Consider the following 22,717-nt stretch of genomic DNA (forward strand, 5'->3'; position numbering starts at 1 on the left):
CTTCATCGGAGTCCTCATGTCCACACCCGCCGCCGCGCCCAGTCCGCGTCCCTTCCTGCTCGCCTGTCCGGACCTGTCGTCCGAGCGCGCCGGCAATACGGACACCCCCGGGGTGTGGCACTTCGATTCCGGCGTGCCGGGCAAGCGCGTGATGTTGAGCGCGCTGATCCACGGCAACGAACTGTGCGGCGCCTGGGCGCTCAAGGACGCGCTGGCCGCCGGCCTGCGTCCGCGTCGGGGCAGCCTGACGCTGGCCTTCTGCAACCTGGCCGCCTTCGACCGCTTCGACCCGTCCAACTACGCCCCCGCGCGCTTCGTGGACGAAGACATGAACCGCGTCTGGAGCGAGGACAAGCTGTCCGCGCCGAACAGCCAGGAACGCCGCCGCGCGGCCCAGATCCGTCCCTGGGTGGAACGCAGCGACTGGCTGCTGGACTTCCACTCGATGAGCAATTCCGACGTGCCGCTGCAGCTGACCGGCATGGAACAGCGCAACATCGACCTGGCGCTGGCGCTGGGCAACCCCGCCACCATCATCGCCGACGCCGGCCATGCCGCCGGCGTGCGCATGCGCGACTATGGTCGCTTCGGCCAAGCCGGCGACAACGGCACCCGCTCGCTGCTGATCGAATGCGGTTTCCATGGCGCGCCCGAGGCGCACGGCGTGGCGCTGGACCAGCTGGCCCGCTTCCTGCTCGCCGCCGACACCGTGGATCGCGCCGACCTGCCGGCCGCCTGGTTCGCGCCGGATGCCGGCGCGCAGCGCGCGCTGCGCGTCACGCATGCCGTGGCCGCCAAGAGCGCCGACTTCCGCTTCGCCCAGCCCTGGAAGGGGCTGGAGACGCTGCCGCGCGCCGGCGACCTGATCGGCTGGTCCGAGGGCGAGCCGGTGGTCGCGCCCTACGATGATTGCGTGCTGATCATGCCGTCCACGGCCAACCTGCGCCCGGGCGTGACGGTGGTCCGGCTGGCGCAGCCCATCGCCGCATAAAGACGGCAGGCGCCCCCCAGAGGGCGCCGCCCGCGACACACCACAACACCACAAGGGGAAAACACATGTCAGCCAAGACCATCCAACGCCTGTTACCGGCCGCGTGCGCGCTCGCCGCCGCGCTGGCCGCCTGTCCCACCGCCACCCTGGCCCAGGCCGGCGCGCTGCGCATCGGCCTGTCGTCCGAACCCACCGCGATGGACCCGCACTACCATCAGGTCACGCCCAACGACGCGATGACCTCGCACGTGTTCGAGACGCTGGTCGGCCAGGACGCGGCCATGAAGCTGATCCCGCGCCTGGCCACGGCCTGGAAGTCCGTGGACGACACCACCTGGGAATTCACGCTGCGCCAAGGCGCCAAGTTCTCCAACGGCCAGCCCTTCACGCCGCAGGACGTGATCTTCACGTTCTGCCGCGTGATGAACAACGAGCAGTCCATCGGCGGCTCCCAGCCCGCCGTGGTGCAGAAGTTCGCCAGCGTCGAAGCGCGCGGCGACGACACGCTGGTCATCAAGACGCGCCTGCCCTATCCGCTGCTGCCCAACGACATGAGCCGCATGCCCATGCTGTGGAGCGGCATCGTCCAGCACGGCCCGATCACGTTCGACCTGAAGAACGGCTGCGGCGTGACCGGCCCCTGGCCTACCGTGGCCGACTTCAACGGCGGCAAGTCCGCCATTGGCACCGGCCCCTACACGCTCAAGTCCTATGTCAAGGGCAGCGCCATCGAACTGACCCGCAACGAAGGCTACTGGGGCGACAAACCGGCCTGGGGCGAGGTCAAGCTGATCCCCGCGCCGTCGGCCGGTCCGCGCCTGACGGGCCTGTTGGCCGGCGACTTCGACCTGATCGAGAACCCCGCCGCGCGCGACGTCAAGCGCATCTCGGAAACGCCGGGCTTCGGCTACGTGATCACGCCGTCCGTGCGCGTGGTGTACTTCCAGTTCGACGTGGCGCGCTCGCCCAGCCCCATGGTCAAGGCCGCCGACGGCAAGAACCCGCTGCAGGACGTGCGCGTGCGCCGCGCCATTTCCATGGCCATCGACCGCAAGGCCATCGCCGCCCGCATCATGGACGGCGCCGCCACCCCGGCCAACCAGTTCCTGCCCGACGGCATGTTCGGCACGCTGCCGCAGCCGCCGGAACTCAAGTACGACCCCGAAGGCGCCAAGAAGCTGCTGGCCGAGGCCGGCTACCCGAACGGCTTCGAACTGGCCGTGTCGTCCACCAACGACCGCTACATCAACGACGCCCAGATCTCGCAGGCGGTGGCGCAGTACCTGTCGCGCGTGGGCATCAAGGCCTCGGTCGACGCGATGACGCGCTCGATCTACTTCCCCAAGCGCGCCAAGCGCGAGTTCAGCTTCGCCATGGGCGGCTGGTCGTCGGAAACCGGCGAAGCCTCGTCTTTCCTGCAATACTGGGTCTCCGCGTTCGACAAGGAGCACGGCCTGGGCACCAGCAACTACGGCGGCTACGACAACCCGGCGTTCGACCAGGTCTTCAAGCGCGCCCTGGTCACGGTGGACCCGGCCGCGCGCGAGAAGCTGCTGCAGGAATCGCTGGCGATCGCGCTGGCGGACCTGCCCAGCATCCCGCTGCACTTCGAAAGCAGCATCTGGGCGTACCGCAAGGGCCTGACCTACGAAGGCCGCGCCGACCAGTACACCCTGGCCATGTCGGCCAAGCCCGCCAAGTAGCCCCGCCTGGCGCCCGCAACTCCCGAGCCCACCAAGGAAATATCAAGTGGCCCTATTCATCTTGCGCAGGTTGATACAGAGCCTGTTCGTACTGCTGGCCGTCTCGGTCGTGGTCTTCTTCGCGGTGTACGCCGTGGGCGACCCGATCGAGCTGCTGGTCAGCCCCGAGGCCAGCCAGGCCGCCCGCGAAGCCATGATCGCCCGCCTCGGGCTGGACCTGCCCGTGTGGCAGCAGTACACGGGCTTCCTGTGGCGCGCGCTGCACGGCGACCTGGGCGTGTCCTTCGTCCACGGCATCCCCGCCATCGAGCTGATCGTGCAGCGCATCCCGGCCACCTTCGAACTGGTGGTCGTGGCCATCGGGCTGACCTGTGTCATCGGCATCCCGCTGGGGCTGGTCGCCGGCCTGTACCGTGACGAGCCGCTGGGCCGGGGCATCATGGCCTCGTCGGTGCTGGGCTTCTCGCTGCCCAACTTCTGGCAGGGCATGATGCTGATCCTGCTGTTCGCCGTATGGCTGGGCTGGCTGCCGGCCACGGGCCGCGGCGACACCGTCACCGTGCTCGGCGTGCGTCTGTCGATCCTGACCGCCGACGGCTGGTCGCACCTGATCATGCCGGCCATCAACCTGGCGCTGGCCAACATCGCGCTGGTGCTGCGCCTGACCGCCTCGGGCGTGGTCGAGGCGCGCAGCCAGGACTACGTGAAGTTCGCGCGCGCCAAGGGCGTCAAGCCGGGCCGCATCGTGCGCCGCCACATCCTGCGCAACATCCTGATCCCCGTGGTGACCGTGATCGGCATGGAATTCGGCACGCTGATCGCGTATTCCACCATCACCGAGACGGTGTTCGCCTGGCCCGGCATGGGCAAGCTGCTGATCGACAGCGTCTACCAGCTGGACCGCCCCGTGGTGGTGGCCTACGTGATGCTGGTCACCCTGATCTTCGTGGTCATCAACCTGGTCGTGGACATCCTGTACGCCGCGCTCGACCCGCGCGTGCAGCTCGTGACCCCCGCTCAATAATCGTCATGGCTCAATCTCCCAATCCCGGCCGCACCCGCACCGCCCCGCCCCTGGCGGACACGCCCAAGCGCGCCTCCATCCTGAAGAAACTGCGCTCTCGGCCCACCGTGACCGGCTCTGCCATCGCGCTGGCCGTGCTGATCATCCTGGTGGTGTTCGCGCCCTACTTCGCGCCGCAGAACCCCTACGACCTCGCCAACCTCTCGCTCATGGACGGCCGCCTGGCGCCGCGCCAGGCGCTGATGGACGGCAGCATCGCCTGGCTGGGCACCGACGACCAGGGCCGCGACATGCTCAGCGCCATCCTGTATGGCCTGCGCATCAGCCTGATGGTGGGCCTGTCCGCCGTGGTGCTGGCCACCGCCGTGGGCGGCGCGGTTGGCCTGGTGGCCGCCTACATGGGCGGCGTGGTCGACACCATCCTGATGCGCATCGTCGACTTCATCCTGGGCTTTCCGACCATCCTGGTGGCGCTGGTGCTGCTGGTGGTGATGGGGCGCGGCGTGGACAAGGTGATCCTGGCGCTGGTGCTGGTGCAATGGGGCCACTACGCGCGCATCATGCGCGGCCGCGCGCTGCAGGAGCGGCGCAAGGAATACGTGGAGGCCGCCGCCAACCTGGGCTTCCCGGCCTGGCGCATCATGGCCTTCCACCTGCTGCCGAACTGCCTGGGCCCGGTCATGGTGTTCGCCACCATCCAGATCGCGACCGCGATCGCGCTGGAAGCCACGCTGTCCTTCCTGGGCGTGGGCGTGCCCATCACCGAGCCGTCGCTGGGCCTGTTGATCTCCAATGGCTTCCAGTATCTGCTCTCGGGCGACTACTGGATCAGCCTGTTCCCGGGCATCGCCCTGCTGCTGCTGATCCTGTCCATCAACATCGTCGGCGACCGCCTCCGCGAAAGCCTGGACCCGAAAAGATGAGGCCCACCCCCGAAGCGCTGCGCGCTTCCCCCTCGAGGGGGCGTGCTGGCGGACCGGCGAAGCCGGCTCCGCGGCACCCCGATGGAGCGACACCCGATACCTGCGTGGCGGTTTGCGCAATGGATGACTGACATGAGCGAGACCATTCTGGAGGTGCGCGGCCTGCGCACCGCATTCCATACCGAAGCCGGCGCCTGGCCGGCCGTCGACGGCGTAGACCTGACCGTGCGCCGCGGCGAAATCGTAGGCCTGGTCGGCGAGTCCGGCTCGGGCAAGTCCGTGACCGGCTTCTCGCTGCTGGGCCTGATCGATCCCCCCGGGGAAGTGGTCGAGGGCGAGGTCCGCTTCAAGGGCCAGGACCTGCGCAAGTACAGCGAAGAACAGATGCGCCAGCTGCGCGGCGACCGCATCGCGATGATCTTCCAGGATCCGCTGATGACGCTGAACCCGGTGCTGCGCATCGGCGAGCAGATGATGGAAGCCATCCTGACGCACGCGGACGTGCCGCGCGCGCAAGCGCTCGAGCGCTGCCGCGAAGCGCTGGAGATGGTGGGCATCCCCTCGCCCGAAAAGCGCCTGAAGAGCTATCCGCACGAGTTCTCCGGCGGCATGCGCCAGCGCGTGGCCATCGCCATCGCCATGCTGAACAAGCCCGACCTGATCATCTGCGACGAGCCCACCACCGCGCTGGACGTCACCATCCAGGGCCAGATCCTCTACCGCATGCAGGAGATCTGCCGTCAGCACAACACCGCGCTGATCTGGATCACTCACGACCTGGGCGTGGTCGCCGAGCTGGCCGACCGCGTGGCCGTCATGTATGCCGGCCGCATCGTCGAGAGCGGCCCGGTCGAGCAGGTGCTGGAAGCGCCGCGCCATCCATACACGCGCGGCCTGCTGGACTCGATGCCGGGCGCCACGCAGCCCGGCGCGCGCCTGCACCAGATCAACGGCATGGCGCCCAGCCTGTCCGGCCGTCCCTCGGGCTGTGCGTTCCGGCCGCGCTGCCCCAGCGCGGTCACGCGCTGCACCGAGCAAGCCCCCACCGTCACCACCGAAGGCCCGCGCAGCTTCCGCTGCTACGTGCCGATCGCCCGCGAGGCCGAGCAAGCATGAATCAAGCCGATACTCCCGTCATCGAGCTGAAGAACGTCCACAAGCGCTTCGAGCAACGCCCCGACCTGGCCCAGCGCATCCTAGCCCTGGCCGGCCGTCCCATCGACCGCCGCACCGTCTACGCCGTCAACGGCGTGGACCTGTCCATCCGCCGCGGCGAGGTGGTCGGCCTGGTGGGCGAATCGGGCTGCGGCAAGTCCACGCTGGGCCGCGTGGTGGCCGGCCTGCATCGCCAGACCGAGGGCGAGCTGCTGTACCAGGGCCGCGATGCGGCCCGCCTGCGCGGCGCCGACAAGCTGGCCTACACGCTGGGCGTGCAGATGATCTTCCAGGATCCGCAGGCCTCGCTGAATCCGCGCCAGCGGCTGCGCCAGATCCTGGGCGAGGCGCTGAAGGTGCATAAGCTGGCGCCGCCGGCCGACATTCCCGCGCGCATCGACCAGGCGCTGTCCGAGGTCGGTCTGGACCGCGAATACCGCGATCGTTTCCCGCACCAGATCTCCGGCGGCCAGCGCCAGCGCATCGGCATCGCCCGCGCGCTGATGGTGGCGCCCAAGTTCCTGGTCTGCGACGAGCCGGTGGCCGCGCTGGACGTGTCGATCCAGGCGCAGGTGATCAACCTGTTCATGGACCTGCGCGAACAGCACGGCTTCACCTACCTGTTCATCAGCCATGACCTGGGCGTGGTCAAGCACATTTCCGACCGCGTCGCCATCATGTACCTGGGCAAGATCGTCGAGATTTCGACCGCAGCCGAGATCTTCGCGCGCGCCAACCACCCCTATACCCAGGCCCTGATGGCCGAGGTGCCGGACGTGGCGCGGCGCGGCCGCAAGTTCACGCCCATCAAGGGCGAAATCCCGTCGCCGCTTAATCCGCCGCCGGGCTGTACATTCAACCCGCGCTGTCCGCACGCCATGCCGCGCTGCCGCGAGCAGGCGCCGGTCCTGAAGGAAATCTCGCCGGGCCACTGGTCGGCCTGCCATCTGAACGAAGCCACCGCCTGACACGTCGCCATGAAACCTGCCGAACTCACCAACGTCGACCGCATCGCCATTGAACTGGGCCATGCGGGCCGCAACGCCATTCCCTACATCGACGACGACCGCAACGCCGACCGTCCGTTCAAGCTGCAGACCTACCGCCCCTATGGCTACACGCCCGACCGCCCGGTCGTGATCGTGCAGCACGGCGTGCTGCGCAACGGCGACGAATACCGCGACTTCTGGGTGCCGGCCGCCGACAAGCACAAGCTGCTGATCGTGGCGCTGACCTTCTCCAACGAGATCTGGCCCGGCGTCGAAAGCTACAACAATGGCCGCGTGTTCTCGGCCGGCGGCAATCCGCGCCACATCGACGGCTGGACCTACGCGCTGGTGGGCAGCGTGGTGCGCGACCTGATCGCCGCCGAGATCACCGATGGCCAGAACGTGTACCTGTTCGGCCATTCCGCCGGCGGCCAGTTCGTGCACCGGCTGATGAGCAGCCAGTCGCATGCGCCGTTCAAGGCCGTGGCCGCGGGCAATCCCGGCTGGTACACGCTGCCGACCTTCGACCACCCCTTCCCCGAAGGCATGGCTGGCGTCGGCCTGACCGAGGATCACCTGGTCAAGCTGCTGGCCTATCCCATGACCATCCTGGCCGGCGACCAGGACATCGCCACCGACGATCCCAACCTGCCCTCGGAACCGGCCGCCATGCGCCAGGGGCCGCACCGTTTCGCGCGCGCGCAGAACTACTTCGAGGCCGGCCGCAAGGAAGCCGAGCGCCGCGGCGTGCCGTTCAACTGGACGCTGCAGGTCGTGCCCGGCATCGGCCACGACGGCCGCGCCATGTCGGCGGTCTGCGCCAGCCTCTGGTTCGATGGCCGCATGCCCGACGACGCCGAACTGGCCCGCCTGGCCGGCCAGCAGGTCGCCTGATCGTTCCCTTTCCGCCTAGCCGACACCCGATACCGCCATGTCCTCGACCCTCAGCACCGAACAGCTCGTCTCCGGCATCCAGTCCTGGCTGCTTTGCGAGTCGCCCTCCAACTATCCCGACGGCATCGCCGCCATGGCCCGCATCATCGCCGGCCAGGCCGAGGCCGCCGGCCTGAAAGTGGAACTGTCCGACATCGGCCCGGACACCGGACCGCTGCTGTACGCCACCAACCGCGCCGACGGCGACGACCGTCCCGGCATCCTGATCCTGGCCCACATGGACACCGTGCATCCGGTGGGTACGCTCAAGGACAACCCGGTGCGGATCGAGGGCGACCGCCTCTACGGCCCGGGCAGCTATGACATGAAGGCCGGTATCTACCTGGCCCTGTCGGCGCTGGCCACCGTGGCCCGGCCCGGCGACACGCGCCTGCCCGTGGACTTCCTGGTGGTGCCGGACGAAGAGACCGGCAGCCATGCGTCGCGCGCCCACATCGAGCGCTACGCCGCCAACGCCAAGTACGCGCTGGTGTGCGAGCCGGCGCGCGCCAACGGCGGCAAGTGCGTGACCGCGCGCAAGGGCACCGGCATGCTGAACCTGAACGTCAAGGGCCGTCCGGCGCATGCCGGCATGAACCACGACAAGGGCCGCAGCGCCATCCGCGAAATGGCGCACCAGGTGCTGGCGCTGGAAGCCATGACCGACTACGAGCGTGGCATCACCGTGAGCGTGGGCACCATCGCCGGCGGCACCGTCACCAACACCGTGCCGGCGCACTGCCGCTGCGTGGTGGACTTCCGCGTGCCCGACATGGGCGCGGCCGAGGACGTGCTGCGCCGCATGCGCGAGCTGTGCGCCGTGGGTCCGGACGTGGAGCTGGACATCGACGTCGAGCTGAACCGCCCGCCCATGGTCAAGACCGAGGCCGCCGCCGCCCTGCTGGCGCTGGTCCAGGGCTACGCCGAGCGCGCCGGCTTCCTGCTGGAAGACGCGCCCATGACCGGCGGCAGCAGCGACGCCAACTTCACCTCGGCCATGGGCGTGCCCACGCTGGACGGCCTGGGCGCGGACGGCGACGGCGCGCACACGCTGCATGAGTACATCCTGGTGTCGACGCTGGAACAGCGGTTGAAGTTCTGGGAATTGCTGTTGAAGGAATTGGAGTAGAAAGCCCCCCGAAGCGCTACGCGCTTCCCCCTGGGCGCTCCCCTCAAGCGGGCATGCTGGCGGACCGGCGGAGCCGGATCCGCGGCATCGGGCCTGGGCGAGATCTGACAGATGCGTCGGACACGATCATTTTGCGCCATCGATATCCTATTTTTGTAGGATAAATAGTGCTATAAATGGCGCACTCAGGCTCCGCATCCCTCATCAATATGGGAGACTTCCATGCGTCAAACTCTACGCAAGGCAGGAGGTTCGCTCGTGATGACCATCCCCAAGGCATACATCGACCAGAACGGGCTGCGTGAAGGCTCCCAGGTCGAACTCCACATGTCCGGCCGGCGGCTCACTATCGAACCGCCAGCGCGTCCGCGCTATGCGCTCACCGACCTCCTGGCTGAAATGCCGGATGGGCTGCCCCGAGCCGACGGCTGGGACGACATGCCCGCTGTCGGACGGGAGCGCAACTGATGGCATACGTGCCCAGCCACGGCGATATCGTGCATCTACAGTTTGATCCCGCTGCCGGCAGGGAAATGACGGGTCCGCACTACGGACTAGTCGTCAGCCACAAGGAGTTCAATCAACTTGGACTGGCGATGATCTGTCCGATTTCACAAGGTCAGGCCACCGAACAACGCACTCATGGCACGGTGGTCACGCTGATGGGCACGGGGACCGCGACGACGGGCAGCATCCATTGCCATCAACTGAAATCACTGGATTGGCGCGTGCGGCAGGCCAAACGAAAAGAGTCAGTGCCCGCGTACCTCGTCGATGAAGTCTGGGCTCGGCTTGAAGCGATAATGCGTCCTTGACTCCCGCGCGGCGCATGCCGTTTTCATCCCGCAGGCCCACCATGCCCGACCCTTCCGCCCCCGTCAGCGCCGTCGCCTACGGCCTGGCCACCCTGGCCGCCGATGGCGCCATCCTGGATACCTGGTATCCACGCCCCTCGCTGGCCGATCACACGCCCTCTGGCGGCACCCGCCACCTGACGCCCGAGGAAGCGCGCGCGGCGCTGGGCGAGCATGTGCCGACGGCCCTGGCGCGCGACACGCGCCGCAAGGTCGAGATCGTGGCCGTGCGCACCGCCATCGCCTCGCTGGAGGAACCGCCGTCGGACGCGCATGACGCCTACCTGCGGCTGCATCTGCTCAGCCATCGCCTGATCCGCCCGCACGACGCCAACCTGGACGGCCTGTTCAACGTGCTGTCCAACGTGGCCTGGACCTCGGCCGGCCCCTGCCCGGTGGACCAGATCGACGCGCTGCGCTGGCACCTGCGCGCCACCGGCCAGACGCTGGAAATCCGTGGCGTGGACAAGATCCCGCGCATGACCGACTACGTGGTGCCCCAAGGCGTGCGCATCGCCGACACGGCCCGCGTGCGGCTGGGCGCGCACCTGTCGCCCGGCACCACGGTGCTGCATGAAGGCTTCTGCAATTTCAACGCCGGCACGCTGGGCGCGTCCATGGTCGAGGGCCGCATCAGCGCCGGCGTCATCGTCGACGATGGCAGCGACATCGGCGGCGGCGCGTCCATCATGGGCACCATGTCCGGCGGCGGCAAGCAGGTGGTATCGATCGGCAAGCGCTGCCTGCTGGGCGCGAATTCCGGCATCGGCATCTCGCTGGGCGACGACTGCGTGGTCGAGGCCGGCTGCTACATCACCGCCGGCACGCGCGTGCTCACGCCCGAGGGCGCGGTGGTCAAGGCGGTGTCGCTGGCCGGCCAGCACGGGCTGCTGTTCCGCCGCAACTCGCAGACCGGCGCCGTCGAGACGCTGGTGCGCACGGCCGCCTGGGGCACGCTCAACCCGGCGCTGCACAGCGGCCACTAGGCCGCAACGGATCGCTCCGGCGGCGCGGCAAGCGCCAGATGCGATTCCTTGCGAATCAAGCGCGCCGCATCAAGCAGCAAGCTTCAGGCATCAAGTCGCAGGCATCAGGCGCCCGGCGCGATCGGCGCGAACGGAAAATGCCGCAGCTCGCCGCGCGCGGCGATCAGCGCGGTGGACTCGGGCACTTCCTCCCAGGCATCCGCCATGTCGGTCAGCGGTTCGGACAGCAGCAGGAAGGTGTCGTCGCCCAGCGCCGCGATCTGCGGATCGTCGGGATACAGCTGGCGCAGGTGCTGCACGCAGGTGTTGTGGAACAGCGTGCGCGACTCGCGCTCGCTGGAATAACGCACCGCGATCATGCGCTCGCCGTCCAGCGCGCACACCGTCATGTTGATGGGCTGCGCCACGCCATGGCGGCGCCCGGTCTCTTCCACCGCCCCCACCATGCGCGCCAGCGCCGGCAGCGGGTCATCCTCCAGGCCGAAGCTCAGCGCCAGCAGGAACATCAGCTCGGAATCGGTCGACCCTTCAAGCGAGCCGAAATACGCCGGCGCGATCATCAGCATCAGGTCGCGCCGCAGCAGCGGAAAGTCGCGGATCAGGCCGTTGTGCACGAACAGCCAGTTGCCATGGCGGAACGGATGGCAGTTGGTTTCCTGCGCCGGCGTGTCGGTGGCGGCGCGGATGTGCGCCACGAACAGCGAGGAATGAATGGCGCGCGCGGCCTCGCGCAGGTTGCGGTCGTTCCAGGCCGGATGCACGCTGCGGTAGCGGAACGGCGGTTCCAGGGAGCCGTCTGGCGCCGGGCGGGCGTACCAGCCCAGCCCGAAGCCGTCGCCGTTGGTGGTGGTGGCGCCCAGGCGCGCATGCAGGCTCTGGTCGATCAGGGAATGGCGCGCCTTGAACAGCACGCGCTCCATCTGCAGGGGACTGCCGGTGTAAGCGAGCCAGCGGCACATGGGATGCTCCTTCGATACGCGTTCCTTGCGGGCCAGTGTAGGAGCAGGCCGCAATTTTCTACAAGCGCGGCGGGCCGGCGCGCGGCATAGTCGGGGTCTATCCCCGAATCACTCCCCGGAGTCCCGCCTTGCACACGCCCGCCTCTCCCGACGCCCCGCAGATGGGCTTTTCCAGCGACAACATCGCCGGCGCCAGCCCCGAGATCCTGGCTGCGCTGGCGGCGGCCTGCCACGGCCAGGCGCAACCCTACGGCGCCGACGAGGGTTCGGCGCAGGTGCGCCGCCAGCTGGCCGACATCTTCGAGCGCGAGGTCGACGTGCTGCTGGTGCCGACCGGCACCGCCGCCAATTCGCTCAGCCTCTCGGCGCTGACGCCGCCCTGGGGCAGCGTGCTGTGTCATGCGCAAAGCCATATCGCCAATGACGAATGCGGCGCGCCCGAGTTCTTTACCGGCGGCGCGCGCCTGACGCTGCTGGGCGGCGCCGACGCCAAGATCGACCCCGCCCAGCTGGCCGTCGAGGCGCGCCGCAAGGCGGGCGATGTGCATTCGATGCAGCCATCCTGCGTCAGCGTCACCCAGGCCACCGAGACCGGCGGCGTCTACACGCTGGACGAGCTGCGCGCCATCGGCGCCGTCTGCCGCGACGCCGGACTGCCGCTGCACATGGACGGCGCGCGCTTCGCCAACGCGCTGGTCAGCCTGGATTGCAGCCCGGCAGAGATGACCTGGAAGGCGGGCGTGACCGCGCTGTCCTTCGGTGCCACCAAGAACGGCGCGCTGGGCGTGGAGGCCATCGTGCTGTTCGATCCCGCGCCGGCCAAGGCGCTGGCGTTCCGCCGCAAGCGCGGCGGCCATCTGTTTTCCAAGATGCGCCTGCTGTCGGCGCAGATGCAGGCCTATCTGGACGGCGATCTGTGGCTGCGCAACGCGCGCCAGGCCAATGCCATGGCGCGGCGCCTGGCGGCCGGCATGGAAGGCCTGCCCGGCGTGGCGCTGCAGGGCCGCGCCGATGCCAACATCCTGTTCTGCCGCCTGCCCGCTGCCGCCATCGACAGCCTGCTGGCGCAGGGCTTCGGCTTCTACCATGACCGCTGGGGCCCGGGCATCGTGCGCCTGGTCACTTCATTCGCCACGCGCGAACAGGACGTGGATCACTTTCTATCGGCGCTGCGCGCCGCCGTGGCGCGCGCATGACGTTGCCCGCATGAGACCGCCTGCATGGGGTTGCCTGCATGAAGTTGCCTGCGTGGGGTTGCCTGCCTATGCCGCGCCGCCCGGCTGATAGGCCGATGGCGGCGCACCATAGGCCACGCGGAAGGCGCGGTTGAAATGGCTCTGGTCGTAGAAGCCTACCTCGGCCGCGACCTGCGCCACGCTCAGGCCGGACCCGGCCAGCGCCGCGCAGGCCCGCTCCAGCCGCAGCCGCACCAGCCAGGCATGCGGCGTCAGCCCGAAGGAATGCGCGAAGCGGCGCAGAAACTGGAAGCGGCTCAGGCCGCACAGCGCCGCCAGGTCTTCCAGGCCGATCTTCTCGCTCAGGCGCTCCTGGCAGTAGTCCAGCACACGGCGGCGGTGCTCGGCCGACAGGCCTCCCTTGACCGCGCGCGGCGCCGCCGCGCCGCTGCGCGCGAACAGCGCGGCCATGACGGCCAGCGACGCCTCATCGCGCGCCATCGGCGTGGCGGACGCGTCGGACATCCAGGCGCCATGCAGCGCCATCAGCCGCTGCGCCAATCCCGCGTCCTCGATCAGCGTGGCCAGGAATCGCTCCTCGCCCGCGCCGCCCGCCACTTCGCGCAGAAAGCCGCGCATCAGCTCCGGCGCGATGCGAAAGGTCTGGAGCGTATGGGAAAGGCCATAGTCGGAAACGCCCGCGCCGTCATGGATTTCACCCGGCGGCATCAAGGCGACGGCGCCCGGCCCCAATAGCACGCTGCGACCGCGAAAGCTCTGCCGCTGCACGCCCTGCGTCACCAGCCCGATGTGATAGTCCACGTGATAGTGGCGATCGAACTGGAACTCGGTGATCCGCGCCTGACCCAGCACCATGCCGGGCATGCCGGGTACGGGATGGTATCGAACGACGTCCTTCATGGCGGGAATGAAATAGGCGGATGGCAGCGGGCAAGACCACAGGTATAACGCCGAAGCCGGCGCGCGTCATGTAATTTCTTGCACGCCACCGCCCCAGGAAATCCACCCATCACGCCCCAAGCGGGAAAACACCGGACAGGCGACCAGCCCACAACAGCGCGCAGCGAGCCCACCCCGCCAGCACAACCCCAACGCCAGGAAAACCACTCGCCCCGCAACGACCGGGGCTGCACGGATCCGGCTCCGCCGGTCCGTAGCAGCGCCCCCCTGGGGGGGAAGCGCCCCCGGCGCTTCGGGGGGGGGTCTACCTCTTCAGCAGGGCCTTGAGCATGCCCAGCCGTTCCTTCGGATTCATCGCCGCGGTGGTCTCGTCTTCCTTGATGGCGGGATCGTCCAGGCCCATTTCCTCGATGAAGCGCGACGGTTCGCGCACCACGTCCTCGCGGGCGCGGCGGCGGCGCTTGCACCAGCTCAGGTTCAGGCTGCGCTGCGCGCGCGTGATGCCCACGTACATCAGCCGGCGCTCTTCCTGGATGCGGGTGGCCAGGTTCTCGGCCGCGCGCGCCGGGTCGCCGACTTCGTCGTCCTTGCCCAGGTGCGGCAACAGGCCTTCCTCGACGCCGGCCAGGTACACGTGGGGATACTCCAGCCCCTTCGAGGCATGCAGCGTGGACATCTTCACCGCGTCGGGTTCTTCTTCCTCGCCGCGCTCCAGCATGGTCACCAGCGCCACATGCTGCACCAGGTCGAAGAGCGACATATTGTCTTCCTCGGCCTTGCGCTTGAGCCAGCCCGTCAGTTCCAGCACATTCTGCCAGCGCGTCTGCGCCGGCTTCTCATCGAACAGCTCAAACAGGTGCCGCTCGTACTGGATGGCTTGCAGCAGATCGTCCAGGATCGGGCCGGCCGGTTCTGCCGGCGCATCGCGCTTGCCATCGGCCGCGCCGCGGCCCGCGCGCCACTGCATGCGGCGGATGAATTCGGTGAAGGTGCGCAGCGGTTCGATCTGGCGCGGCGCCAGCAGGCTTTCCAGGCCGGTCTCGGGCACGGCGGCCAGCAGCGACAGCTCGCGGCTGGCCGCGTACTGGCCCAGCGTCTGCAAGGTGGCCTGGCCGATGCCGCGCTTGGGCGTGGTGGCCGCGCGGATGAAGGCCGGATCGTCGTCATCGTTGGCCAGCAGCCGCAAGTAGGCCAGGATGTCGCGCACCTCGGCCTTGTCAAAGAAACTCTGCCCGCCGGCGATGGTGTACGGGATCTTCAGGTTGCGCAGCGCCTGTTCCAGGATGCGCGACTGGTGGTTGCTGCGGTAGAGGATGGCGAAGTCCTTCCACTGCGCCTGGCGCTCGAAGCGCGCGGCCGACACTTTCATCGCGATGGACTCGGCCTCCTGCTCCTCGCCGTCCATGGCGGACACGACGATGGGCTCGCCCGTGCCCAGGTCGGACCACAGTTTTTTCTCGAACAACTTGGGATTGCGCTCGATGACGCTGTTGGCCGCCGCCAGGATGCGCTGCACCGAGCGGTAGTTCTGCTCCAGCTTGATGAGCTTGATGTTGGGATAGTCGGTGGTGAGCTTGGCCAGGTTCTCGATGGTCGCGCCGCGCCAGGCGTAGATGGCCTGGTCGTCGTCGCCCACGGCGGTGAACATGGCGCGCTGGCCGGTCAGCAGCTGCACCAGCCGGTACTGGCACACGTTGGTGTCCTGGTACTCGTCGACCAGCAGGTAGCGCACGCGGTTCTGCCAGCGCGTGCGCACATCCTCGTTGCCGGCCAGCAACAGCGCGGGAATGCGGATCAGGTCGTCGAAGTCCACCGCCTGATAGGCGGCCAGCGTGGCGGCGTAGCTGCGGTAGACATTGGCCGCCTCCGCTTCGGCGGGCGTCTGCGCCGCCTGCGCCGCGTCGTCCGGCTCCATCAGCGCGTTCTTCCACAGCGAGATGATGCCCTGCACGTGGCGCAGCCGCGCCTTGTCGGTGGTGGCCAGCAGTTCCTGGATGATGCTCATGGCATCGTCCGCGTCCAGGATCGAGAAGGTCGGCTTGAGCCCGGCATTGCGCGCTTCCTCGCGCAGCATCTTCACGCCCAGCGAATGGAAGGTGCTGATGGTCAGGCCCTTGGACAGCTTGCGGTCGACCAGCGTCTTGACGCGCTCGTCCATCTCGCGCGCGGCCTTGTTGGTGAAGGTCAGCGCCACCACGTTGCGGCCCATGTAGCCGCATTCGCGCAGCAGGTAAGCGATCTTCTGCGTGATCACCCGCGTCTTGCCGCTGCCGGCGCCAGCCAGCACCAGGCAGGGGCCGTCCAGGTAAAGCACCGCTTCCTTCTGCGCGGGATTCAGGCCGTGGCCAATGGGTTCGCTTGCGGACATTTTCGTCAGATCTCCAGCGGATCCACTTCCAGCTGCCAGCGCACGCGGGCCTCGTTGGCCAGATAGGGCAGGTAATGCGACCACACCCGCAGGAATTCCTGCAGCGCCGGCCGGCTGGTGCTTTCCACCAGCAGTTGCGCGCGCTCCACGTTCGCCACGCGCACCACGCGCAGCGGCACCGGGTCGTACAGCATGATGGCGTCCAGCGGCGGGAAGTCCGCCGCCCACTCGCCCTCCGGCATGGCGCGCGCCTGCTGCAGGAAGGCCTGCGCCGTGGCCAGCTCGCGCGCCTCGGCGGTCAGCAGCGCCTGATAGGCGTAGGGCGGCAGGCCGGTGCTCTCGCGTTCGTCCAAGGCGTGGCGGGCGAAGCCCGCGTAGTCGTGCCGCAGCAGCGCCTGGTACACGGGCTGCTCGGGATAGCCGGTCTGGATCAGCACCTCGCCATTGTTCTGATGGCGGCCGGCGCGGCCAGCCACCTGCATGAGCTGCGCGAACAGGCGTTCGGGCGCGCGGAAATCATGCGCGAACAGCATGGAATCGGCGTTGAGCACGCCCACCAGCCCCAGGCGCGCGAAGTCGTGGCCCTTGGCCACCATCTGCGTGCCCACCAGGATGTCGACCTCGCCCGCGTGCACCGACGCGAACAGCGCTTCGGCGCTGCCTTTCCTGCGCGTGCTGTCGGCGTCGATGCGCAGGATGCGCGCCTCGGGAAACAGCTCGGCCAGATGCTCCTCGATGCGCTGGGTGCCGCGCCCCATCGGCGCCAGGTCCTGGTCGCCGCATTCGGGGCAGGCGCGCGGCACCGTCGCCTGGTAGCCGCAATGGTGGCAATGCAGGCGGTTGCCGCCGTTGCCGCTCCGGTGCAGCACGGTGAAGGCCGTGCAGCGCGGGCAGTTGCTGACCCAGGCGCAGGACTGGCAATGCAGCACCGGCGCGTAGCCGCGGCGGTTCAGGAAGATGAGCGACTGCTCCTTGCGCTCCAGTCGCTGGCCGATGGCGTCCAGCAATTGCGGCGACAGGCCCTGTTTCATCTGCAGGCGGCGCGTGTCCACCAGCTTGATCGCCGGCAGGCTGCTGGCGCGCGCGCGGCCCGGCAGCGCCAGCCGCAGGTAGCGGCCGCGCTCGGCGTGCTGCCAGGTTTCCAGCGAGGGCGTGGCCGAACCCAGCACCACCGGCACATTCAGGTCGTGCGCCCGCCACACCGCCAGATCGCGCGCCGAATAGCGCAGGCCGTCCTGCTGCTTGTAGGACGCGTCGTGTTCTTCATCGACGATGATCAGGCCCAGCTCGGACAGCGGCGCGAATATCGCCATGCGCGTGCCCAGCAGCATGCGCGCCTGGCCGCGCTGGACGCGCGACCACGCATCCAGCCGCTCGCCGTCGGACAGGCCGCTGTGCATCACGGCCAGGCCGTCCGGCCCCAGCTGCGCCTCCAGCCGCGCCCGCAGCGCGCCTTCGAGTTGCGGCGTCAGATTGATTTCCGGGACCATCAGCAGCACCTGACGACCGGCGGCCAGCACGCGCTCGGCGGCGCGCAGGTAGACCTCGGTCTTGCCGCTGCCGGTCACCCCGTACAGCAACACGGGCTTGAAGCCATTCAGGGCGGCCAGCGTTTCCACCGCCGCCTGCTGCGCATCGTTCAGCGCCGGCGGCTGGTCGGCCTCGGCCGGCGCGCGCGCCTTTTTACGCTTGCGACCGTCCAGCCGCGCCACCGGCCCGCCGGCGGAGCGCTTGCCCTGATAGGCGGACGGCTTGCGCAAGGGCGGCGGCAGGGTCGGCAGCATGACCTCGCCCAGCGGCCGCTGGTAGTACTCGGCGGCGAAGCGCGCCAGGCGCAGCCAGTCTCCGTCGAAGGGCGGCAGGTCGCGCAGCACCTCTTCGATCGGCTTGATCTGCTTGGGGTCGAAAGACGGCTCGGCCGGATTGTCCACCACCACGCCGATCATCTTGCGGCGTCCGAACGGCACGATCACGCGCAGCCCCGCCTCCACCGGCGCATCGCTGCGGTAGTCGAACGGACCGGGCAAGGGCACATCCAGCGCCACCCGCACCCAGCAGACGGCGGCGGGATTCTGGACGGCGTCGGTATCAGGCATGTTCACGGGGACGGATCAATGGAAGACGGTTTTCTGGCCGAAAGGTTGAGCCGTCCGGCGATAGGCCGGATCCCGCCAATTCCCCCAGGGGTCGCCGGGCCGGCTTGCCCCCTGCCTGTGGATAACTTTGGGGAAAAGGCAAGAGCAACATCACACTTTGGAATAAGGCAAGATTGCATCAACTCTTGCAATCCTGCCGAAAACCCTGTTTTCGTCATTATTAACAATGACTTATGCAGGCTTTCGAGATTGTAAACCAGCTTATAAAGGGTTTTCCCCGAGCGCTTTCTTGCTGTGCACAACTGTGCGTCGGGGCCCTCAAGCTTCGGCCCTTGGACGCGAAGCGTTCACTCACTTATCCCCGCAACGAACGGCTGTGCCGGTGGACTTCATCCACCAATTCGGCTACGGCTTCAGGAGGCGTGAAGCGTGAAATGCCATGCCCCAGATTGAACACATGCCCCCCTTTGCCGACCGGGCCGAACGCGTCCAGCACCCGGCGCGCCTCGGTCCGGATGGCGTCGGCGCCGCCGAACAGCGCCATGGGATCCAGGTTGCCCTGGAACGCAACCGAGTCGCCGGTGCGGCGACGCGCCGCCGCCAGGTCCACGGTCCAGTCCAGGCCGACCGCGTCGCAGCCGCAGGCAGCGATCTGTTCCAGCCACTGCCCGCCGCCCTTGGTGAATACGATGACCGGCACGCGGCGGCCTTCGTTCTCGCGCTTCAGGCCCGCGACCACCTTGCGGGTATACGCCAGCGAAAACTGCTGGAACAGGCCATCGGCCAGCACGCCGCCCCAGCTGTCGAACAGCATGACGGCCTGGGCGCCCGCGTCGATCTGCGCATTCAGGTATTGCAGCGTGGCCTGGGCGTTGATTTCCAGGATGTGATGCAGCAGGTCCGGCCGCGCGTACAGCATCGTCTTGATCAGGCGATAGTCGTCGCTGCCCTGCCCTTCGACCATGTAGCAGGCGATGGTCCAGGGGCTGCCGGCGAAGCCGATCAGCGGCACCTTGCCGTCGAGTTCGCGGCGGATGACGCGGACCGCGTCAAAGACATAGCGCAGCTTGTCCATGTCGGGCACGGCCAGGCGGCGCACGTCGTCCTCGGTGCGCACGGGATGCGCGAAGCGCGGCCCTTCGCCAGCGGCGAAGTCCAGTCCCAGGCCCATGGCGTGCGGCACGGTGAGAATGTCGGAGAACAGGATGGCCGCGTCCAGGTCGAACCGCGCCAGCGGCTGCAGGGTGACTTCCGCGGCGTAGTCAGGATTCTGAGCCAGGCCCATGAACGAACCCGCCCGGGCGCGCGTCTCGTTGTACTCGGGCAGGTAGCGGCCCGCCTGGCGCATCAGCCAGATCGGGGTATAGGGCACGGGCTCGCGCAAGAGCGAGCGCAAGAACACATCGTTCTTCAGGGCGGAAGCAGACACGGCTATCCTCTTTGATCGGAAGCCGTGAGTTTACTTCCCCTGGCTGACAGAACGCGGCCCTAGGCCCAAGGCGGGCTTGTTCGGACGCAAGCGGCGAGAATGACCGAGGCCGTGCGCCGGCGCTTGGCGCCCGGCCCGGGCAGCGCTCAGTCCGACGGCATGTCCTGGCCGCGCCGGGCCGCCGCGATGCGATAGGGCGCGGCTTCTATGCCGTGCTTGCGCATCAACGCCCAGAATGCGCGGCGGTGCTTGCTGGACGCCCTGGCGGCCTGCGCCACGTTGCCGCCGTGATGGGAGAGTGCGCGCCGCAGGTACTCGCGCTCGAACTCGCCCACCACGCGTGCCTTGGCCCGTGCGAATGGCTCGCCGCCGTCCTGCCAGCGGGGCAGCAACCGCAGGCTCGCCATGGCCTGGTCGAACAAGGCCGACGCCACGCGTGGACGCGTCGCGGCCGGCGGCGAGCCGCCTGCTTCCGGGCCCGACTCGCGGCCCCGTCCTGGAGCGGGCATCGCGCCCGGGCGATGAGGCGGCAGGCCGACGGGCGCGAGGACCGCCTGGCCCTGCGCCCCATAGCGCAAGGCGGGCTCTTCGAGCGAGGCCGCCGCCAGCCCCCACGCAGCCGACAGCAGCTGATGGCGCAAGCGCACGCGCAACCCTTCCAGGCAGACGGGTTCGGAAATGAAATCGGCCGCGCCCAGCGCCAGCAGGTCCTCGATGGCCGACGCCTTCATGCCGTCGACCAGCACCAGGATGGGCGTGGCCAGGGCCGGCCGCGCCTGCTGCAAGGCGATGCGGGTCCAGGCCAGCGTGGCCGGCTCGACCGGCATCAGGCAGGCATCGTAGCGCTTGAGCGTCACGGCCATGGCCGCCAGCGCCTGCGGTTCGGCGGCCTCGCCCGCGCTCGCGAGCAGCAAGGGATGAAAGCGCACACGCGCCACTTGCGGCTGATGCCGCTCGATCCAGCCGCGCATGGCCGCATCGTGGCCAGGCGGCAGCAATACCCCGCAATCCAGCATTTCACGCACCTGCTTCTCCTGTTTCCGCGCGGCGCCGGCATACCGGCGGCGCCGCCAAAACTGAAGGCTAATGTTGCGGATCGCTCAGGGCTATTCGTAGTGAACGCAAGGTGGCGGCAGGCGAGGATGCGCAGGCAAGGCCGCGCAGGCAAGAAAAAAGCGGCCAGAGGCCGCTTCTTTCCGGATCCGGGGCAAGCCCCGATCGCCCGTCCGCTCAGTGCGAGCGGCCGCCTTGGCGCAGCTTACGCGCGGCCACGGCTTGCGCCGCCAGCATCGCGAGTTCGGCTTCGACCACGGCGATGTCGGCCTTGTCCTTGGCGTTGCGCAGCGCCTCTTCGGCGCGCTGGCGCGCTTCCAGGGCACGGGCCTCGTCCAGGTCGGCGGCACGGATGGCCGTGTCGGCCAGGACCGTGACGCTGCCGGGCTGCACTTCCAGGATGCCGCCGGCGACGAAGATGTTTTCCTCGCCCTGGTCGGCACGAACGATCTTGACCGTCCCGGGGCGTATGCGCGAAATCAGCGGGGTGTGGCCGGGCAGGATGCCCAGCTCACCCGCTTCGCCAGGCAGCACCACGAACTTCGCCTCACCGGAGAAGATCGCTTCCTCTGCGCTGACGACATCCACATGCAGGGTAGCCATATCGGTTCCTTATTGCAGTTTCTTGGCCTTCTCGAAGGCCTCGTCGATCGAACCGACCATGTAGAAAGCCTGCTCGGGCAGCGCGTCGCACTCGCCGTTCACGATCATCTTGAAGCCGCGGATGGTTTCAGCCAGCGGCACGTACTTGCCGGGCGAACCGGTGAACACTTCGGCCACGTGGAACGGCTGCGACAGGAAGCGCTGGATCTTGCGCGCGCGGGCCACGGCCTGCTTGTCTTCCGGCGACAGTTCGTCCATGCCCAGAATCGCGATGATGTCGCGCAGTTCCTTGTAGCGCTGCAGCGTCTGCTGCACGCCACGGGCCACGGCGTAGTGCTCTTCGCCGACGACTTGCGGGTCGAGCTGGCGGCTGGACGAATCCAGCGGATCCACGGCGGGGTAGATGCCCAGCGCGGCGATGTCACGCGACAGCACGACGGTCGAGTCCAAGTGCTGGAAGGTGGTGGCGGGCGACGGGTCGGTCAAGTCGTCAGCGGGCACGTACACGGCCTGGATCGAGGTGATCGAGCCGGTCTTGGTGGACGTGATGCGCTCTTGCAGCTTGCCCATTTCCTCGGCCAGCGTCGGCTGGTAGCCCACGGCGGACGGCATACGGCCCAGCAGAGCGGACACTTCCGTGCCGGCCAGCGTGTAGCGGTAGATGTTGTCCACGAAGAACAGGATGTCGCGGCCTTCGTCGCGGAACTTCTCGGCCATGGTCAGGCCGGTCAGCGCCACGCGCAGACGGTTGCCCGGGGGTTCGTTCATCTGACCGAACACCATGGCGACCTTGTCCAGAACGTTCGACTCTTCCATTTCATGGTAGAAGTCGTTGCCTTCGCGGGTACGCTCGCCCACGCCGGCGAACACCGACAAGCCGCTGTGCTGCTTGGCGATGTTGTTGATCAGTTCCATCATGTTGACGGTCTTGCCCACGCCGGCGCCGCCGAACAGGCCGACCTTGCCGCCCTTGGCGAACGGGCACACCAGGTCAATAACCTTGATGCCGGTTTCCAGCAGCTCGACCGACGGCGACAGCTCGTCGAAACGGGGAGCGTCCTGGTGAATGGCGCGCTTTTCTTCGTGCTTGATTTCACCGGCTTCGTCGATCGGACGGCCCAGCACGTCCATGATGCGGCCCAGGGTGCCGGTGCCGACGGGCACCGAGATCGGGGCGCCGGTGCCGGCGACCTTCATGCCACGGCGCAGGCCGTCGCTGGAGCCCAGGGCGATGGTGCGCACCACGCCGTCGCCCAGCTGCTGCTGAACTTCGAACGTCAGGCCCTTCTCGGCGAACGAGGAACCCTCGTCGGCCAGGGTGAGCGCTTCATAAATCTTGGGCATGTGATCGCGGGGGAACTGAATATCCACCACGGCGCCGATGCACTGAACGATGGTTCCGTTGCTCATGTCGATTCCTTGCTTG

20 protein-coding genes are annotated in these 22,717 nt (G+C 68.2%); 12 read left to right on the forward strand and 8 right to left on the reverse strand.

The features are described 5' to 3' along the window. The first annotated feature begins 16 nt into the window (after nt 1-16). The 11 genes from ACEU5R_RS11040 (at nt 17) to dapD (ending at nt 10,687) form a co-directional block, all read left to right on the forward strand. Entirely contained in the window at nt 17-991 is a 975-nt protein-coding gene (locus ACEU5R_RS11040; RefSeq protein WP_392410175.1) for a succinylglutamate desuccinylase/aspartoacylase family protein, read from the forward strand. A gap of 65 nt (nt 992-1,056) precedes the next feature. Continuing rightward, entirely contained in the window at nt 1,057-2,694 is a 1,638-nt protein-coding gene (locus ACEU5R_RS11045; RefSeq protein ID WP_103272174.1) for an ABC transporter substrate-binding protein, read from the forward strand. A gap of 46 nt (nt 2,695-2,740) precedes the next feature. Further along, entirely contained in the window at nt 2,741-3,718 is a 978-nt protein-coding gene (locus ACEU5R_RS11050; protein ID WP_392410176.1) for an ABC transporter permease, read from the forward strand. 5 nt (nt 3,719-3,723) lie between these two features. Beyond that, on the forward strand, nt 3,724-4,641 hold the full coding sequence (locus ACEU5R_RS11055) for an ABC transporter permease (RefSeq protein WP_103272172.1): 918 nt from the start codon (nt 3,724-3,726) through the stop codon (nt 4,639-4,641). A 132-nt stretch (nt 4,642-4,773) separates the two neighbouring features. Continuing rightward, on the forward strand, nt 4,774-5,757 hold the full coding sequence (locus ACEU5R_RS11060; RefSeq protein ID WP_103272171.1) for an ABC transporter ATP-binding protein: 984 nt from the start codon (nt 4,774-4,776) through the stop codon (nt 5,755-5,757). After that, nucleotides 5,754-6,764, forward strand: coding sequence for an ABC transporter ATP-binding protein (locus ACEU5R_RS11065; RefSeq protein WP_103272170.1), 1,011 nt, complete (start codon nt 5,754-5,756; stop codon nt 6,762-6,764). Before ACEU5R_RS11060 ends, ACEU5R_RS11065 begins: the two co-directional genes overlap by 4 nt. 9 nt (nt 6,765-6,773) lie before the next feature. Next, entirely contained in the window at nt 6,774-7,679 is a 906-nt protein-coding gene (locus tag ACEU5R_RS11070; protein ID WP_103272169.1) for a prolyl oligopeptidase family serine peptidase, read from the forward strand. 37 nt (nt 7,680-7,716) lie between these two features. Further along, nucleotides 7,717-8,847: a M20 family metallopeptidase gene (locus ACEU5R_RS11075; protein ID WP_392410177.1), complete on the forward strand. Its 1,131-nt coding sequence runs from the start codon at nt 7,717-7,719 to the stop codon at nt 8,845-8,847. A 222-nt stretch (nt 8,848-9,069) separates the two neighbouring features. Further along, nucleotides 9,070-9,315 carry an AbrB/MazE/SpoVT family DNA-binding domain-containing protein gene (locus ACEU5R_RS11080; protein ID WP_103272167.1) on the forward strand — a complete coding sequence of 82 codons (246 nt, stop codon included), beginning with the start codon at nt 9,070-9,072 and terminating at the stop codon, nt 9,313-9,315. Then, nucleotides 9,315-9,662 (forward strand): type II toxin-antitoxin system PemK/MazF family toxin, encoded by a 348-nt coding sequence (locus ACEU5R_RS11085; RefSeq protein WP_103272166.1) that lies wholly within the window; start codon nt 9,315-9,317, stop codon nt 9,660-9,662. The genes ACEU5R_RS11080 and ACEU5R_RS11085 overlap by 1 nt, the downstream gene beginning before the upstream one ends. Nucleotides 9,663-9,703: 41 nt before the next feature. Then, nucleotides 9,704-10,687 carry a 2,3,4,5-tetrahydropyridine-2,6-dicarboxylate N-succinyltransferase gene (dapD, locus tag ACEU5R_RS11090; protein ID WP_392410178.1) on the forward strand — a complete coding sequence of 328 codons (984 nt, stop codon included), beginning with the start codon at nt 9,704-9,706 and terminating at the stop codon, nt 10,685-10,687. Between the two features lie 104 nt (nt 10,688-10,791). Here the strand turns inward: dapD and ACEU5R_RS11095 are convergent, their stop codons facing one another. Beyond that, complete coding sequence (locus ACEU5R_RS11095; protein ID WP_103272164.1) at nt 10,792-11,646, reverse strand: class II glutamine amidotransferase; 855 nt, start codon at nt 11,644-11,646, stop codon at nt 10,792-10,794. Nucleotides 11,647-11,774: 128 nt separating this feature from the next. On the opposite strand from ACEU5R_RS11095, the gene ACEU5R_RS11100 reads away from it, so the two are divergent. Next, complete coding sequence (locus tag ACEU5R_RS11100) at nt 11,775-12,842, forward strand: low specificity L-threonine aldolase (RefSeq protein WP_233772685.1); 1,068 nt, start codon at nt 11,775-11,777, stop codon at nt 12,840-12,842. Between the two features lie 66 nt (nt 12,843-12,908). Here the strand turns inward: ACEU5R_RS11100 and ACEU5R_RS11105 are convergent, their stop codons facing one another. From ACEU5R_RS11105 to atpD, 7 genes are all read right to left on the reverse strand, one after another. Continuing rightward, nucleotides 12,909-13,742: an AraC family transcriptional regulator gene (locus ACEU5R_RS11105; protein WP_103272163.1), complete on the reverse strand. Its 834-nt coding sequence runs from the start codon at nt 13,740-13,742 to the stop codon at nt 12,909-12,911. Nucleotides 13,743-14,046: 304 nt separating this feature from the next. Beyond that, nucleotides 14,047-16,110 carry a UvrD-helicase domain-containing protein gene (locus ACEU5R_RS11110; RefSeq protein WP_392410179.1) on the reverse strand — a complete coding sequence of 688 codons (2,064 nt, stop codon included), beginning with the start codon at nt 16,108-16,110 and terminating at the stop codon, nt 14,047-14,049. 5 nt (nt 16,111-16,115) lie between these two features. Beyond that, nucleotides 16,116-18,206: a primosomal protein N' gene (locus tag ACEU5R_RS11115; RefSeq protein ID WP_392410193.1), complete on the reverse strand. Its 2,091-nt coding sequence runs from the start codon at nt 18,204-18,206 to the stop codon at nt 16,116-16,118. Nucleotides 18,207-18,561: 355 nt separating this feature from the next. Next, nucleotides 18,562-19,635 carry a uroporphyrinogen decarboxylase gene (gene hemE, locus ACEU5R_RS11120; protein ID WP_392410180.1) on the reverse strand — a complete coding sequence of 358 codons (1,074 nt, stop codon included), beginning with the start codon at nt 19,633-19,635 and terminating at the stop codon, nt 18,562-18,564. A gap of 146 nt (nt 19,636-19,781) precedes the next feature. Beyond that, a complete protein-coding gene (locus ACEU5R_RS11125) occupies nt 19,782-20,651 on the reverse strand; it encodes a helix-turn-helix domain-containing protein (RefSeq protein WP_392410194.1) in 870 nt (289 codons plus the stop codon). A gap of 214 nt (nt 20,652-20,865) precedes the next feature. Next, the gene (locus ACEU5R_RS11130) at nt 20,866-21,291 is read right to left on the reverse strand and encodes a F0F1 ATP synthase subunit epsilon (RefSeq protein ID WP_103272160.1); all 426 of its coding nucleotides are present in this window, start codon (nt 21,289-21,291) and stop codon (nt 20,866-20,868) included. Between the two features lie 9 nt (nt 21,292-21,300). After that, nucleotides 21,301-22,701, reverse strand: coding sequence for a F0F1 ATP synthase subunit beta (gene atpD / locus ACEU5R_RS11135; RefSeq protein WP_103272159.1), 1,401 nt, complete (start codon nt 22,699-22,701; stop codon nt 21,301-21,303). Between the last annotated feature and the right edge of the window lie 16 nt (nt 22,702-22,717).

This window comes from Achromobacter sp. 413638, assembly GCF_043119405.1.
Classification (GTDB): Bacteria; Pseudomonadota; Gammaproteobacteria; order Burkholderiales; family Burkholderiaceae_B; genus Achromobacter.